This is a genomic window from Sorangium sp. So ce295 (assembly GCF_051527405.1).
GTDB lineage: Bacteria > Myxococcota_A > Polyangia > Polyangiales > Polyangiaceae > Sorangium > Sorangium cellulosum_B.
Window position 1 is genome coordinate 12,917,404 of the sequence record NZ_CP150324.1, and the last position, 16,373, is coordinate 12,933,776.

Annotated in this window: 11 protein-coding genes; 5 read left to right on the forward strand and 6 right to left on the reverse strand. The window is 71.7% G+C overall.

The features are described 5' to 3' along the window. The first annotated feature begins 37 nt into the window (after window positions 1-37). Window positions 38-883, forward strand: coding sequence for a helix-turn-helix domain-containing protein (locus tag WMF11_RS48715; RefSeq protein WP_437975626.1), 846 nt, complete (start codon window positions 38-40; stop codon window positions 881-883). Between the two features lie 132 nt (window positions 884-1,015). Beyond that, entirely contained in the window at window positions 1,016-2,746 is a 1,731-nt protein-coding gene (locus tag WMF11_RS48720) for a helix-hairpin-helix domain-containing protein (protein WP_437975627.1), read from the forward strand. A 6-nt stretch (window positions 2,747-2,752) separates the two neighbouring features. On the opposite strand, the gene WMF11_RS48725 is transcribed toward WMF11_RS48720, so the two are convergent. After that, window positions 2,753-3,619: an SDR family NAD(P)-dependent oxidoreductase gene (locus WMF11_RS48725; protein WP_437975628.1), complete on the reverse strand. Its 867-nt coding sequence runs from the start codon at window positions 3,617-3,619 to the stop codon at window positions 2,753-2,755. 172 nt (window positions 3,620-3,791) lie between these two features. Between WMF11_RS48725 and WMF11_RS48730 the strand changes: the two genes are divergently transcribed. Next, window positions 3,792-5,186 carry a pyridoxal-phosphate dependent enzyme gene (locus WMF11_RS48730; protein WP_437979405.1) on the forward strand — a complete coding sequence of 465 codons (1,395 nt, stop codon included), beginning with the start codon at window positions 3,792-3,794 and terminating at the stop codon, window positions 5,184-5,186. A 67-nt stretch (window positions 5,187-5,253) separates the two neighbouring features. Continuing rightward, complete coding sequence (locus tag WMF11_RS48735) at window positions 5,254-6,144, forward strand: cyclase family protein (RefSeq protein WP_437975629.1); 891 nt, start codon at window positions 5,254-5,256, stop codon at window positions 6,142-6,144. A gap of 23 nt (window positions 6,145-6,167) precedes the next feature. Here WMF11_RS48735 and WMF11_RS48740 read toward each other — a convergent pair whose 3' ends face one another. Next, window positions 6,168-6,689: a hypothetical protein gene (locus WMF11_RS48740; RefSeq protein WP_437975630.1), complete on the reverse strand. Its 522-nt coding sequence runs from the start codon at window positions 6,687-6,689 to the stop codon at window positions 6,168-6,170. A gap of 759 nt (window positions 6,690-7,448) precedes the next feature. Further along, a complete protein-coding gene (locus WMF11_RS48745) occupies window positions 7,449-7,718 on the reverse strand; it encodes a hypothetical protein (protein ID WP_437905848.1) in 270 nt (89 codons plus the stop codon). Window positions 7,719-8,119: 401 nt separating this feature from the next. Between WMF11_RS48745 and WMF11_RS48750 the strand changes: the two genes are divergently transcribed. Further along, window positions 8,120-9,586: a hypothetical protein gene (locus tag WMF11_RS48750; RefSeq protein WP_437975631.1), complete on the forward strand. Its 1,467-nt coding sequence runs from the start codon at window positions 8,120-8,122 to the stop codon at window positions 9,584-9,586. 146 nt (window positions 9,587-9,732) lie between these two features. On the opposite strand, the gene WMF11_RS48755 is transcribed toward WMF11_RS48750, so the two are convergent. The 3 genes from WMF11_RS48755 to WMF11_RS48765 form a co-directional block, all read right to left on the reverse strand. Beyond that, window positions 9,733-11,097 carry a sigma 54-interacting transcriptional regulator gene (locus WMF11_RS48755; protein ID WP_437905850.1) on the reverse strand — a complete coding sequence of 455 codons (1,365 nt, stop codon included), beginning with the start codon at window positions 11,095-11,097 and terminating at the stop codon, window positions 9,733-9,735. A 92-nt stretch (window positions 11,098-11,189) separates the two neighbouring features. Further along, window positions 11,190-11,933 (reverse strand): hypothetical protein, encoded by a 744-nt coding sequence (locus WMF11_RS48760; protein ID WP_437975632.1) that lies wholly within the window; start codon window positions 11,931-11,933, stop codon window positions 11,190-11,192. Window positions 11,934-12,218: 285 nt separating this feature from the next. After that, window positions 12,219-16,229 carry a protein kinase domain-containing protein gene (locus tag WMF11_RS48765; protein WP_437975633.1) on the reverse strand — a complete coding sequence of 1,337 codons (4,011 nt, stop codon included), beginning with the start codon at window positions 16,227-16,229 and terminating at the stop codon, window positions 12,219-12,221. Between the last annotated feature and the right edge of the window lie 144 nt (window positions 16,230-16,373).

The window sequence follows — 16,373 nt, forward strand, 5'->3', positions numbered from 1 at the left end:
GTGGCGCGCCGCTCGGCGGCGGTGGATACTGGCGGGGATGCAGGTCATCGGACAGACCCGAGCCCCCCTCCGACTGGAGCCGTCCACGGGCGCGCCGCGCCCGTACGTCGGGGTCCATGTCGGCGTTCACTCGACCCAGCCTGGCGTGATCGCGCTCGAGGCCTCGCAGGATCATCGGGTGAAGATCCATGCGGGCGCGCCGGTACGCGGGGCCTGCCGCGCCGATCGGTTCGTCTACACGCGCGGCGACGTGGACCTGATCCCCGCCGGAGCCTCGGACGTCTGGCAGGAGGACGACGCGGGCACCTCGCTCATCCTGGCGCTGTCCCCTTCGCTGCTGCGCCGGGTCGCAGCGGACATGGGGCTCGACCCCGACAAAGCCGGCCTGGAGCCGCGCCACCAGATCAAGGACCCGCAGATCGAGCACATCGCCTGGGCGCTCGACGCCGAGCGCAGGGCCGGCGATCCGACCGGGCTTCTCTACAGGGAGAGCCTTGGCGTCGCGCTCGCCGCGCACCTGCTCGGCCGTTACAAGGCGCCGGGCCGCCTGCGGCGAGGGCTGTCTGCGCCGCAGCTACGGCGCGTGACGGCGTACATCGAGGAGCACCTCGAGCACGACCTGTCGCTCGATCGGCTGGCCGGCGTCGCCGGGGTCAGCGCGTCCCACCTCAAGACGCTGTTCAAGCGGTCGACCGGCGTGCCGGTGCACGAGTACGTGATCCAGCGCCGGGTGGAGCGCGCGAAGGCGCTGCTCCTGCGCGGCGACCTGCCCGCCAGCCAGGTGGCGATCGAGGCCGGGTTCTCGCACCAGAGCCACATGGCGAGGTGCATGCGCCGCGTCCTCGGCGTGACGCCGGCAAAGGTCGCGGCCAGCGCGCGCTGACGTACTTCGGTGCTCCCGGCCGGGCGCGGCCGCCGGTGCCTCCGACGGTGGCGCTGTGGCAAACTGCCCCGCTGCACGGGGCCTTGCGGCATGAACTCCGGCGGCCCACGAGTGCTAGAGTTGCCGTCATCCATGCTCGACAAGCTCGACATCGCCCGCGCCCTCCGCGAGACGGGCACGCTCCTCCAGATCAAGGGGGAGAACCCGTTCAGAGCGCGCGCTTACGAGACAGGGGCCGAGGCGCTGGAGCAGCTCACGGACGACCTCGGCGGGCTCGTCAGGAGCAAGAAGCTCACCGGCATCAAGGGCATCGGCCCGGCGCTCGCCGCCCAGATCGCCGAGCTCTACCAGACGGGGCGCTCCGGGCAGCTCGAGGAGCTCCGCGCCGAGCTGCCCAGCGGCGTGCTGGAGCTCGCCCAGGTGCCGGGCATGAGCCTCAAGCGAATGAAGGCGCTCCACGAGGCGCTCGGCATCGGCAGCGTGGAAGAGCTGAAGCGGGCCTGTCTCGCCGGGAAGGTCCGGGCGGTGAAGGGCTTCGGGGCGAAGACCGAGGCGAGCCTTCTCGAGGGGATCGCCCTCCACGAGGCGCGCGACGAGCGCGTCCTGCTCGTCGACGCGCTCGAGGCGGCCGAGCCGCTCCTCGCCCACGTGCGCGGCTGCGAGGCGACCGAGCAGGCCGATCTCGCGGGCTCGATCCGGCGCTGGGAAGAGACGGTGACGGGCATCGACCTCGTGGCCGCGGCGGACGACGCCGCGCAGGTGATCGACTGCTTCGTCCGGTCCCCGCGGGTCGCCGAGGTCGAGGAGCGCGGCGACGCGCGTTGCAGGGTGAGGCTCTCGGGCGGCCTGCGCGGCGAGCTCCTCTGCGTGCCGCCCCGGGACTACGCGGCCGCGCTTCACCACCGGACGGGGGCGCCCGAGTACCTCTCGGCGCTCGGCGCGCTCGCGCGCGAGCTGGGGCTCACGCTCGACGAGAGAGGGCTCTCGCGGGGCAAGAAGCGCCTCTCCGTGAAGACGGAAGAGGACCTCTACGAGCACATCGGCGTCCCGTACATCGCGCCCGAGCTCCGCGAGAGCGCGGAGGACATCGTCGCTGCCATCGAGCGCGCCGCGCGGGCGGGCCGCGAGGGCGAGCTCGTCGAGGAGGGCGATATCCAGGGGATGGTGCACTGCCACACGGTGTACTCGGACGGCAAGAACACGATCGAGGAGATGGCCCTCGAGGCCGACGCGATGGGGATGAAATACCTCACCATCACCGATCACTCGCCCGCCGCCCATTACGCGAACGGCGTCGGCCTCGACAGGCTGAAGCATCAGTGGGACGAGATCGCCCGCGTCCAGGAGCGCGTGAGCGTGAAGCTGCTCCGAGGCACCGAGTCGGATATCCTCGAATCGGGGAAGCTCGATTATCCGGACGCGATCCTGGAGCAGCTCGACGTGGTCATCGCGAGCATCCACTCGCGCATGAAGATGGATGCGGACCAGATGACGCGCAGGCTCGTCAGCGCCATGCGGCTGCCTGTCTTCAAGATCTGGGGGCACGCGCTCGGCCGGCTCATCCAGCGGCGCGAGCCGTTCGCGTGCCGCGTCGAGGAGGTGCTCGACGCCGTGGCCGAGTCGAGGGCCGCCATCGAGGTGAACGGGGACCCGTACCGCCTCGACATGGAGCCCCGGTGGATCAAGGAGGCGCGCAAGCGCGGTATCCGCTTCGTCATCTCGACGGACGCACACTCGACGAGCGCGCTCCACAACCTGCGGTTCGGCGTGGGGACCGCGCGGCGAGGCGGCCTCCGCCGGGGCGAGGTGCTGAACGCGCGCAGCCTGGCGGCGTTTCAAAAGGCCGTCCGGCCCGCCGCCTGACGCCCTCTACGGCGCGGAGTCGCCGGCGTCGACATCACGGATCGACCTCGGCTGGGCGCCGTCCACGTCGGTGAAGCCGTATTCCCTCGCCAGCTCGGCCGCGATCAGGACCGCTCCGCTCTTCTGCATCACGCCCGGATCGGCGGCCAGGGCGGCGACGGCCCTGCCGATGAAGGTGGGGCTCTCGCTGTTCTTGAGCTGCTCGCCGAAGAAGGACGCGTGCTTCATCACGCCCTCTGTCCGCACGAGGCCCGGGTACAGGCTGACGGCCGCGACGCCGTGCGGCCTGAGCTCGTGCGCCATCGCCCCGGCCATGCGGTCACAGGCGGCCTTGGCCGCGCCGTAGGCCACGCCCATGTCGTCCTTCTCGGCGGCGATGAACGAGATGTTCACGATGAGCCCGCGGCCCCGCGCGATCATGAGCGGAGCCGAGAGGGCGCTCGCGACGTAGTGGGCCCGCACGCCCGCGGAGAACATCTTGTCCCACCGGGAGAACGGCGCAGCCCAGAACCCGGCTTCCGTCCAGAACTCGGTGCCATCATGGAAGTGCTCGTATCCACCCCAGACGTTGTTGACGAGCACGTCGAGCCGCCCGTGCTGCTCGACGCGGATCCGCTCGATGACGGCCCGGGTCTGCTCGTCGTCCCGGTGGTCGCAGCGGACGGCGATCCCGCGCCCGCCGAGCCGCGTCACCTCGTCGGCCGTGCCATCGATGGTGCCGGGCAGCGGGATGGCCGCTTCGCCCTCCGCGACCGTCCGCCCGGTCACGTACACCGTGGCCCCTGCCTCGCCGAGCCCGAGCGCGACTCCCTTGCCGACGCCGCGGCTGGCCCCCGTGACGAGCGCCACGGCCCCTGTGAGCGGTCGAGACATGAGAAACCCTCTTTACTTTATCTGGCGCGCCCCCTCGCGCGCTCCGCAAGGAGCAGTCCATCCTAGCGGACGTTGTTCCGTTTTCCAAGGCTGCCCTCGTCGACGCGCGTCATGCGCGGTCGAACACCTCGACAGACGGTGCGCGTCGTGTGACCGTTGAGCTGTCATGCCAATGCCCCTGCCGATCCCCGCGCCCGCAGAGAACATCGTCGCTCTCATCGGGCACACCCCGATGATCCAGGTGACTCAGCTCGACGCCGGCCCGTGCGAGCTCTTCCTCAAGATGGAGAGCCAGAACCCGGGCGGCAGCATCAAGGATCGCATCGGCCTGTCGATGATCGAGGCGGCCGAGCGCGCCGGCCAGCTCGGGGGCGAGCGGCGCCACGTGGTCGAGGCGACCGCGGGCAACACCGGGCTCGGCCTGGCGCTCGTCGCGGCGCAGAAGGGCTACCGGCTCACGCTCGTGATCCCGGACAAGATGAGCCAGGAGAAGGTGTTCCACCTGAAGGCGCTCGGCGCGCAGGTGGTGATGACGCGCTCCGACGTCGAGAAGGGCCACCCGAGCTATTACCAGGACCTGGCCGCCCGCATCGCGCGCGAGGAGGGCGCGTTTTACGTGAACCAGTTCGAGAACCCGGCGAACGCGCTCGCCCACGAGACCGGGACGGGCCCCGAGATCGACGCGCAGCTCGATCGAAGGATCGACGCGATGGTGTGCGGCGTCGGCTCCGGCGGCACCATGACAGGGCTCTCGCGCTACTTCTCCAGGGCGCAGCCGCGCTGCGAGATGGTGCTCGCCGATCCAGAGGGCTCGGTGCTGGCGGGCTACGTCAAGACCGGCAAGCTCGGCAAGGCGGGCTCATGGCTCGTGGAGGGCATCGGGGAGGACTTCCTCCCTCCCATCCTCGACCTCTCCCATGTCAAGCGCGCTTACACGATCTCCGACCGGGAGAGCCTGGAGACGGCGCGGCTGCTGCTCTCCAGGACGGGCATCCTCGCCGGCTCGTCGTCCGGGACGCTGCTCGCGGCGGCCCTGCGTTATTGCCGCGAGCAGTCGTCGCCGAAGCGCGTCTGCACCCTCGTCTGCGACAGCGGCAACAAGTACCTGTCGAAGATGTACAACGATTTCTGGATGGCCGATCAGGGCTTCACCGACCGCGCGCCGACAGGGGATCTGCGCGACGTGATCACGCGCCGCCACGCCGACAGGGCGGTGGTCACGGTGCAGCGGTCGGACGCGCTCCTCGTGGCCTATGCGAGGATGAAGCTCTACGACGTGTCGCAGCTGCCCGTCCTGGAGGACGGCAAGATCATCGGCATCCTGGACGAGTCCGACCTCCTCCTCGCGGCCGTCGACGACGTGACGCGCTTCCGCCAGTCGGTCGAGGCCGCGATGACGACGCGGCTCCGGACGGTCGACGTGCGGACGCCGATCCGGGAGCTCCTTCCGATGTTCGACGCGGGGCTCGTGCCGATCGTGACCGATGGTGACGAGTTCGTCGGGCTGGTCACCCGCATCGACCTGATCAACTACCTGCGACGCCGGGTGAAGCTGCACGAGGTGTGAGCCGGCCCGGCGCGAGGGCCCGGCCTCCACCTTGTGGCGGCAGCGGGCTTGTGGTGACATGTGCGCCATGCAAAAGGCGCCGAGGACCGGCGTGGTCAGCTTCTTTCATGCGGGCGTCAGGGGGGCCGCGGCGTACGCGCTGTGCTCGGCGGCGTTCGCCCTCTCGGCGTGCGCGCCCGCTGCGGCGTCGCCGCCCGCCGCGGCGCCGCCGTCCGCGCCGCCGTCCGCGCCCGCGGTCCTCGACATCGCCGCGGCGCGGGTGGTCGATCTGACGCACCCGATCACGCCGGAGATGCCGCTGTATCCTGGCAGCAAGCCGTATGCATCGGAGACGGTCCGCACCGTCGAGAAGGACTCGTACTACCTCAACCGGTTCTCGATGGACGAGCACGCGGGCACGCACGTGGACGCGCCGGCGCACTTCAAGGCCGGAACGCCGACGGTCGAGCAGATCGCGCCGGAGCAGCTCGTGGGGCCGGCGGCGGTCGTGGACGTGACGGCGAAGGTCGCGGCGAGCCCCGACCACCAGGTCACCGTGGACGATCTCCGGGGCTGGGAGGCGCGGCACGGGGCGCTCGGCGCGAGGCACATCGTGCTGATCCGGACGGGGTGGGGGGCCCGCTGGTCCGAGCCGGCGAAGTTCCTGAACCAGGACGCGAAGGGCGTGATGCACTTTCCCGGGGTCTCCGTGGAGGCGAGCCGCTACCTGAGCGAGCGCGGCGTGCGGTGCGTGGGCATCGACACGCTGTCGACCGATCCGGGGCCGAGCCAGACGTTCGATCAGCACAAGGCGTTCCTCGGCGCGGGCGGCTACCACATCGAGAACCTGGCCAACCTGGAGCAGCTCCCCGAGGCCGGGGCGGTCGTGGTGGTGGCGCCGCTCCCGCTCTCGCGCGGCAGCGGCGCGCCCGCCCGGGTGCTGGCGCTGGTGCCGGCCGCCGGCAAGCCGTCGAGGTAGCGCGATGCTGGAGCCGCGGCGCGCTAGCGAAGAAAGACGGTGATCACACGGGAGGTCGACTCCTGGCTGCCGGTGAGGTTGTTGACGCAGCTCGGGTAGTACATGCCGTTCGTGTTGAGCGCCTCGCAGTAGGAGGCGCACGACCCGCGGATGCTGATCATCCCGCATTGCTGGACGGCCCCGCCGCTAGTGAGGTGACCGGCGGCGCACTCCCGCATAAGCGACCGTACATAGCTTCGATTGGCCTCGTCGTTGCAGGCGTTCAGGTAAGGAGAGGGGACAAACAGATTGCCCCAGAAGGCGCCTTCCAGACGCGTGTAGGCCGTGAGCTCGGGGGTACCGGCCTTGTCGAGGGCCGAGGGAGTGCCCCGCGAGGAGATCGTCACGGAGACGCCGTACCAGTTCGTCCGCGACGCGAGGCACGCCGAGATCCACTGCTGGTTGTATAGGTCGAGCGCCTTGGTGCTCCAGTCCGGAACGAGGCCGATGATTCCCCAGTATACCTCGTTGTGCACCTTGCCCGAGCCATCGAGCCATCGAGCCACGAGAAGCTGAACGACTGCGACGGGAGGAACGCACAGCCGACCACATAGTTGAGGAGCTGGCGCGAGAGATCACCCGCCGCCCCCGGATCCCGGATCGCGCTCAGGGCCGCCGAGCTCAATGCATTGGCGCTGAGGGCGTTGGCGCTGAGGGCGTTGGGGTTGAGGGCATTGGGGTTGAGGGCGTTGACGAACTCGAGGGCGCTAGGGGCAACTCCTACGGAGCCCTCCTCCTCTTCCTGCGCTGAGATGCAGCCCACCAAAAGCGCGAGCGAAAGCGCTACGAAACCAGCGAGGCTGATCCGGGTACATCGTCGTTCCCCCCCGGGGTTCGTCCCTTCGTGCCCTCGTCGAAGGTCGAATTAAGGTGTACCGATGACTAGCCATCATGTCCAGTGCTCAACAGGCGATTTCTGAAGAATTCTCAAGTCGTTGGGGTCAGGGCTGCTCTGTCCACGGCGTGCAGGATGAGCGCATGGCCGCGTGTCGCGTTCGTCGCGCTCCGTCTGAGACCCAGTGAGGAGCGGTGGATGATCGAAATCTCACACGGCATGAAGGCTCGACAGAACGACGGCGAGCGGCCTGTGTGTCGTTTCAATTTGCAGTGTGGCGATGGTGGCGTGCTCGGAGCCGGGGGCAATGGCGTGGGGCACACCGATGACAACCGCGTCGCCGAGCGCTTCGAACGGCGTTGTCAGGGGAGGGCGTGCACGGGGGGGGCCGAGCGGGCGGTGGTCGAGCTGCTCGGGTCTGCGGCCGGGATCACCCGGGGCCGATCTCGCCCTCGCCGCGCGGGCCCTGCGCCGGAGGCGGCGAGGTTGGTTCCGGGGAAGGCTGCGCGCCCTGCGCCAGCGGCGCGGAGGCCGAGGCCGTCGTGGTGGTCGCGCCGCTCGCGCGCGGCAGCGGCGCGACCGTCCGGGTGCTGGCGCTGGTGCCGGCCTCCGGCGAGCCGGCGAGATAGCACGGCACCAGCACCGTTGCGTCAGCGCGGAGGACGTGGCCGAGTTCATCCGAGCATGCGCAGGTCGACATCAACGCACTTACATGGACGTCCAATCCGGAACGGAAGTTGACGGCCGCTGCTTGCGACAGCCTGCAGCACTGCTGGCTGTCCCCAGCAACCGACCCCCCTTCGCGCTTGTGACACCCGGTCGATTCGCACCTTCAGAACCGTTGATTCCACGCTGAAGACGCGCGGGCCTGCAGTGCGTTCCCCGCGGGCCAGGCGCGCAGCGCCGACGGCACGCAGCCTGCTTGGAGGTCAGGACAGCAGGCGCGCAGCGCGGAACCTGATTCCTTTCGGCGCCGGCCGGCGACCACCTCCGCAAATCGCCTCGTGATCACGTCGTGGTCGCGTCGCGGGGAGGTCGTCGGCTCGTCCGAACGACATGGCCCAGCGGCGCGGAGCGTACACCGCAAACACAGGAGTGAGCATGAGAACCATCTCTTCGAAGTGCAGCGTGTTGGCCCTGGTGATTGGCGTCTCGATGGCCCTGGGATGCTCCTCCGGCTCCGGTGGCTCGTCCTCGGACGGCGATCCGCAGACCGGAGACGGCGCGCTCGCGATCGTCAACGGACACGTGACCGACGAGGGCGCCGGGTCTCACGACCACAGCCTCGCCGGCGAGAGCACCATCGCGAGCACGAAGACGGTCCGCGTCTCTCATCTGCTCGAGAGCGGAGCGCTCGAGTCGCTGGCAGAGACCACGATCGACGCGGCGGGGGCCTTCTCCGCGGAGGTCCCGGTGGACGCAAAGCCGCTCATCGTGCAGGCCCTCGACGGCTCGGGCCAGGTGATCGGCTCCGCGTTCCTCGATGCGGCAGGGAGCGCCGCGGGCGAGATCGCCGTCGCGGCGCCGATCTCGACCGAGAGCTCGGTCGAGGCGCTCGTGCTCATCGATCTCGCGGCCAGCGTCGCGGTGGACGCCACCGTGGCGACGGACGTGCGCGCGCTCGTCGACGCGGAGCTCGCCGCCGCGGTCGCGGCCGCGGCGTCTGCCGGCGCCGAGACCAAGGCGGTCGTGAAGGCGATCGCCGGGGCGACCCTGGGAGCGCACCACGCGGAGCTGCGCGCGCTCGCAGCCGCGGGAGCGAACATCGACGCCGGCGCGCTCGCCAGCGCGGAGCTGGAGGCTGCCCGGACCCTGAACGCGGCGCTGGACAGCGAGGTTCCCGCCGGCGAGGCGACCGCTCAGTTCCTCGCGGAGGTCGACGCCGCGCTGGACGCCGCAGGAGCCGCCGCCGACGTGCGCGCCCAGGCGCAGGCCGCGGCCAGCATGACCTTCCGCGCCGCGCTCAGCGCTGCCCTCGACGCGTCCGCGGACGTAGAGGTGGTCCTCTTCGCCTGCGCCCACGCCGCCGGACAGCTGGAGGCGCGCGCGACCGCGCAGGCGACCACGGAGATCGCCAAGATGAGCGGCGCCGCGCAAGCCACCGTCGACGCGATCGCGGACGCTGGCGCCAAGCTGACGGCAGACGTGGCCGCAGCAGCCAGCGTGGACGCGATCACGACCGCGCGCGCCGACTTCATCGCGACCCTCTCCGGCGAGGCGCAGGCCGAGGCCGACGGTGCGCTCGGCCTCTTGGTGGGCGCCACGGCCGACGCCGAGGCGGCGCTGCGGACGGTGCTCGATGCCACGGTCGACCTCAACGCGCAGCTCGACGCCGACCTGAAGGCCGCGCTCTCGGCCTACCTCGACGCCGAGGCGCACGCCGACGCGAGCGCGTCGGCCAGCGTCGACGCCGAGCTGGACGGCATCGTCGAGGCCTACGCGAAGTTCGCGGCAGGGGTCGAGGCGCTCGCGCCGACGCTCACCGCGGCGGCCGCCAGCGACGCGCAGGCGGAGGCGGTGACCCAGGTCCTCTGCTCCGCGCAGGCCATGTTCCGCACGCCGATGTGATCCGAGGTCGCCGCGGCCGGGTTCGACCGTGAACATGGGAGGGCGAACCGGGGAACTCCTCCACGCCCTCCTCCCGGTTGGATGCGGTGTCATGATCGCTTGCCGGGCCGCCCGGCACGTCGGTGCCAGGGATGGCCCACGGACGCTCAGACGTCGGTCGCCAGGACGCCATGCCGGCGAAGCAGCTCCCGCAGGTAATTGCGATCCATCCGCGCCGCTCGCGCCGCGCGCGAGACATTGCTGCCGTTGGTGCGGATCAACGCGTGGACATAAGCGCGTTCCCAGAGCGTGATGACTCGCTCTTTCGCCTCACGAAACGACAGCGACAGATCATCTTCCCTGAAGACGTTCTCGCGGGCTTCGCCTTGCGCGGCCTCGCCCTCGGTCGCCGCGCCCTCCCGCCAGAGGACCGGATCTCCAAGCAGCACGGCCCGCTCGACCGCGCCGCGCAGCTCGCGGACGTTGCCCGGCCAGTCGTGGCGCGCCATCGCTTCCACGAGCCCGAGGGGCGGTGTGGCCCCGTCGGCGAACTGCCGGTAGAAGTGCGCGACGAGCAGCGGGATGTCCTCGCGGCGCTCCCGCAGCGACGGGACGCGTATCCGGACCACGTTCAGCCGATAGAAGAGATCGGAGCGGAAGTTGCCCCGGTTCACCTCCTGGCGCAGATCGCGGTTCGTGGCGGCGATCACCCGCACGTCCAGGCGGATCGGGTCGAGGCTGCCGACCCGCCGTATCGTCCGCTCCTCGAGGGCGCGAAGCAGCTTGGGCTGCAGGTCGAGCCGGAGCTCGCCGAGCTCGTCGAGCAGCACCGTCCCCCCGCGCGCCGCCTCGAAGGCGCCCGCCCGCGCCTGCTGCGCGCCTGTGAAGGCACCCTTGGCGTGCCCGAACAGCTCGGACTCGATGAGCGTGGGTGGGATGGCGCCGCAGTCGATCACGACGAACGGCCCCGAGGAGCGGCGGCTCTGCTGATGGATGAGCTCGGCGAAGAGCCCCTTGCCGGTGCCGGTCTCCCCTTCGAGGAGCACCGTTGAGTCGGATGCCGCGACCCGTGGCAGCATGGCAAAGATACGCCGCATCGCGGTGCTCTGCCCGAGGACGCGGCCGGAGAGGTCCTCGTCGCCGAGCGGCTCGCGGATCTCGTCCGGAAGGACGTCGAAGCGGAGCGTGGACTGGCCCACGCCAATCAGCGCCCCCGGATCGAGGTACGCGGCCTCGACGCGGATCCCCGAGACCCTCGTGCCATTGGTGCTGCCGAGGTCCCGGAGCAGGAACCCCTGTGGCGTGACGGTGATGACGCAGTGGTGCCGCGACACGGCCTGGTCGGTCAGGACAAGCTGGTTGCCGCGGGCGGAGCCGATCACGAGCTCCGGCGCATCTGCCACCTGCGAGGCGCCCTGATCAGGGCCGAGCTGCACCTGGACGTGGAACCGGCTGAACGCCACCTCGCGGGGGCGCGCCTCCAGCACCGCCGTCGCGCCGACATCCTGGCAGGGGGGTCGCTCCGAGGCCATCGATCTCAGGCTACCATACGAGCGACCGGCCCGCGCTCCCGGAGCGCGTCGTCGTAAGCCGAGGCAGGCAAGCGCCGAGCCTGCCCGGCGCGTCACGGGCTGCAGGGCGCGAACGAGTCGAGAGAGATGCTGCTATGCAGGCTCGTGGTGATGGCCTCCACGTAGCGGCCGCCTCCCGGCGTGTCACACGTGGAGTGGCCGTCCGCGTCGCGAGCGCAGGCGAGGGAGCACGGGCCAAGGAGGGTGACGCCGCACGTGGGCGAGATGCCGCAGATCCGCTGGACCGAATGTCCGCTCCAGTCGACGCCGCACGCCGCCACATCCGTGTTGTCGACGCAGGCGAACGCAGCCGGGCTGTCCGGATGGAAGAGGTTGCCGAACATCGTGGCATCCGGGGTGGTGAACTCGGACGGCGCGGCCCCCGGGCGCCCGGCGAGCGCCTGGTGGCTCCCCGTCATCCGGACCTCCACTTCCATGCTGAGGCCGTTGAGCGTCTGAAGCAGGCACGCCGTCATCCACCGCTGTGTCTCGACGTCGTCGAGAGGCGACGAACTCCACCGTGGCGCGAGGCCGACCGTGCCCTCGAAGGAGATCCCCGCGGCCCCACCGCGCAGCGCCTCGCCTTCAGGGAGCGCGCAGAGGACCATGTACGAGAGGAGCCGCCGCCCCTCTGCGCTCGCGAGCAGCGGGGTGTCGGTGAGCTCGCCGCTCGATCCCTCGAGCGGCACCTCAGCCAGGGCGCGCAAGGCTTGCTGCGTCGCGGATCGCCAGAAGAAAGCAGGATCGTCTCCGTTCATGACGATGATCGCGTCCTGCTCCTCGGTGCGCGAGCTCATGCCGCTGTGCCGCTCTGCTCCACATCCGGCGATGAAGAGAGAAAACCCCGTCATGACAGCGCTGAACGCTCGTGAAATGGACATGATCCCCCCGAGGCGCGCGCGGCGCCGACCGCATGTGCTCGGCGAGCAAGCTGTGCAAGGCGCAGGCCGGCCCTCTGCTTCAGCCGCCCGCCCCGGCAGGAGCAGGCCCTGCATGAGAAATGGCCGCGCCGCCGCGCGAAGCACGTGAGTCGTACAACACCCATGCGGCCGAGATCCGGCGGTGCCTGCATGTTGCAGCCCTCAGGTGCCGCATGGCCCAGCCAGCACCTTCTCGAGGGCGCGCGCGAGGCCGTCGAAGCGAGCCCGCCACGCCGGGTGCTCCCCCAGCATGGCCTGCGCCTTGTGTACGACCGCAGAAGCGTCGGCATCTCGCCGGTCCCGCAGGGCAAGGCGAGCCCGCCAGTACAGGATCTCCAGGAACTCATCGGCGAACAGCACGCTTCCCGCGCTGCTGGCTGCGCCCATCGCTTCATCCAACGTCTCATGGGCCACCGTCTCATGGGCCATTCCCTCCTGGGGATCGACGGCGCCCCCCGCCTCGTCGATCAGCAGCGCCTGGAGCATCCGGAAGCACGCAAACGCAGCGTGCGCCCCGGGCTCTGGCGGGCAGGCGCCCGCTACCCAGGCGATGAGCTCGCGCGCCTCGTCGTGCTGCCCTGCCGTGGCCAGGAGCCGCGCGAGCAGCAGGGAGCACTCGGGCACCGGGCGCTCGATGAACCGCCGCTCCAGGACATGGGCCCGGCGGGCGAGCACGAGCGCGTCCTCGCGCCGGTCGCTCCAGTAGAGCAGCTCGGCGACGTTGTAGGTCGCCACGCGCTCCAGCCATGGGTTGCCGATCTCGCGCGCAAGCGAGATGACGCGCCGGAGATCCGCCGTGGCCCGGGACGGCGACTTCTTCAGCGTCCAGAGCACGACGCGGTTCATGTACGCGACGCACAGGTGCGGCAGATCGTGGACCCTTGCACAGAGGTCGATCGCCTCGCGCGCGCGCTCCTCTGCCTCGCTGAACGAGCCCGCGTGCGCCAGCTCGACCGGCAGGAGCAGCAGCGCGACGATCCGGCTGTCGTGATCGCCGAGCGCCTCCGCCTCGACGGCGCCCTTCTCCAGGAGCGCGATCGCCTGCGCCACCTGCGCCGTCCGCACGCACCTGCGTCCATCGGCCACCACGAGCCGGACCGCGAGCCGCGGTGAGCCCGACCGCGCGACGAGGGGGCGCGCCTGCTCCACGCGCCGCGCCGACCCCTCGTAATCCCCGGTCCAGTCGAGCAGGATGGCCTCTTCCAGGAGGATCTCGCCGACGAGCACCTCGTCGGCGAGGCGCTCGCCTAGCTCGCGCGCCGTGGTCAGATCCTCGATGGCTTCCCGCGTCCGGTGCGCTCGGTAGCGTATCCTGCCCCGGCCCGCGAGCGCGAGCGCGCGCCGGCGCAGGTCCGCCGCAGAGATGTGCTCGAGGGCCGCACTGTAGTGCTGGTCGGCCTCGACGTGTCGGTGAGCTGAGAGCGCGATGTCCCCGAGCTTCACGTAGGCTTCCGCCGCCTCCTCGCTCGCTCCGCACGCGCTCGCGTGCCGCGCCAGCGAGGCAAGGGTCTCCGGGGTCGCATCCCCGGCGGAGACCCGCGCTCGCCAGAAGGCCAGCGCGTACCGGTGGGTGTCCCTGCGGTGCTCCGGATGGAGCGGCTCGACCACCGAGTCCCGGAAGACGCCGCTCTGGAATGCGTACCGCTCGCCTAGCGTGCGCGACGCGCGCGGCGCGCGCTCCAGGATGCCCCGCTCGACCAGCGCGCTCAGGCCGAAGCCCGCGTCTACCGGCGACCCGGCCCCACCGGCCCGATCGGCGGCGTCCTGGACCCACTCCAGCTCCGCCCTGGTGAACGAGGCCCCGAGCACCGCGCAGAGCCGCGCGCACGCCGCGAGCTCCGGCGGCAGCGCTTCGAGCCTCCGCAGGGCCAGCCACTGCCACCCAGGCGAGGGCGAAAGGCCTTCGGGCGCCGCGGTCGCCGCGTAGTAGCTGCCCGTGTTCGACCGCTGGCGCACGATCCCGGCCCGCTTCAGCTCCCGGACGATCGCCACAAGGCACGCCGGATTGCCGCCGGCCCACGCGGCGAGCCGCCTCAGCGTGTCCGCCGGCGGGTACTCCGCCGGCAGGAGAAGCTCCGCCGCGAGCCGCATCCCGGCGCCCTCGTCGAGCGGCAAAAGCGCCCTCTTTTCGAAGCGTTGCGTGCGGGTACCCCACCCGGGGCGGAGCTGCTCGAACCGCGGATGCGCGGCGACCACGACCCAGAGCGCCACGCCGGCGCCGTCGAGCGTCGCGACCTCGAGCGCATCGAGCAGCGCGTCGTCCGCCCAGTGCGCGTCGTCGAGGATCACGGCCACCGGCCCGCGGCGCGCGCGCCGGCGGAGCCCTTCCGCGATCGCCCGCAGGAGCTCGTGGTCGCGCGACGCGCTGCCGGACGGGGCGCCCCACCCGAGCGCCGACGCCACGGCCGGCCACGCCGCGCGCCCGATCTCCTGGCCGAGCCGCTCCACGCAGAACGCCTCGACGTCGGCCGGCGGCCTCTCCGGCGCGCCCAGCGCGGCGCGCAGGATCTCCTCCACCTCTCGCGCGACCTCGCACGAGAGCGGCTGCGCCGCGCGCATCGAGAGCACCAGCGCCTCCGGATGGAGCGATCGCGCCACGGCAGCCGCCTCGTTCGCGAGGCGCGTCTTGCCGAGGCCGGCTTCGCCGAGCAGCGTCATCAGGCCGGGACACGTGCCGTCAAAGGCCGCGGCGGCGCTCGCTGCCAGCGCCTCGACGACCTCGCTCTGCCCGAGCAGGGGCACCTCGCCGTCGACCGCGCCCGTCGCGGTCGACGCGCCCATCGCGGCCGCGGCGCCTGTCGAGGGTGGCGTGGGTTCGGTCTCCACCAGCACGCGCTCGATCTCCGCGCTGAGCACGACCCCGGACCAGGGTTCGGGCGGCAGCCAGCCTTCCGGGCGATCGACCGCCGTGCCATAGGCGACGGGCGCGCACCTGCCCTTCCGGCGCACGCTGACGCCCGCGAGGTGGAGCCCCGCGCGCGCGTCGCACCGGCCGGCGAGCTCCCGCGCGGCGGCGAGCGCCGCCTGCGCCGGATGCTCGATGTCGCGGCCCGAGAACAGCGCCACGAGGCGGCGTCCGCGCTGGCGGACGACGAGCCCCTTGCGGCTCGCCAGCGCGGCGACGGCCGACGGCACGGCGCCGCTGACGTCCGCGACAAGCACCACGACCGGCTCGCGCCCGTCCGCGATGAGCCGGGCGCTCCCCGCGCTCTCGGGCAGCTCGGCCGGGGCCGCGGGCGGGGCCGCCTGCACGGCGACAGCGCCGCCGGCGAGGCGAGCCCCCACGACAGCGCCGCTGGCGCGGCCAGCGCCCGCCGCGGCGAGGGCGCGTCGGAGCAGTGACACGCTCGCGGGCCGGCGGTCTGGATCCTTGGCGAGGCATGCGAGCACGACGTCCTCGATCGCGGCCGGGACGGCGGCCAGCTCGGTCGGGCGCGGCGGACGCAGCGCGAGGTGGCCGTGCTCGATGGCGCCCGCGTCGCCGACGAACGGCGGTCGCAGCGTCAGGAGCTCGAACAGGATCACGCCGAACGCGTAGATGTCGGCGCGCGCGTCGATCGCGAGGTCCCCGCGCGCTTGCTCGGGCGACATGTAGACGGGCGTCCCAACGATGGTCCCGGCGCGCGTGAGCTCGGCGCCGGTCGCCTCGGCGCCGGCGCCCCGCTTGGCGAGGCCGAAATCGAGCAGGACCACGCGCTCCTCCGCGCCGGCGCGCGCTCCGCTGCCGCTCGCTGGCACGAGGAAGACGTTCTCCGGCTTCACGTCGCGGTGGATCACCTCCCGGGCATGCGCCGCCTCGAGCGCGACGAGCAGCGCATCGGCTCGCCCGAGCGCCCAGCCCGGGTCCGGCGGCCCGGGCAGCGCCGCGAGGTCGGCCGCGAGCGTGCGCCCTCGCAGCCGCTCCATGGCGATCCACGGCCGGCCATCGTCGAGCCTCCCCTGCCCGTACAGGCGCGGCACGTGCGGGGGGCCGATCCGCTCGAGAGCGCCGGCCTCGCGCTGGAAGCGCGGCTCGCTCTGCTCCGCGCCGATCAGGCCGACCTTGACGGCGATCGGCACCTCGTCGCGCTCGCGCCAGCCTGCCCAGACGGCAGCGAAGCCGCCCAGACCGAGGAGCTCGGTCAGACGGAAGCCCTCGACGCGCGGCGCTGAGCCGCGGGCCTCTGCGGGCACAGGCCCAGGCGGCGGCCCGCCGTGCCGGGGGCACGAGGCCGCCTCTGCGATCCGCCTGTGGCACGATGGACAGCGATGCAAATCGGTTTTCCCTTCGCGACGGGCGCGGACCGGGGCCGTGAGCGGCGCTCATGATATCGTTGT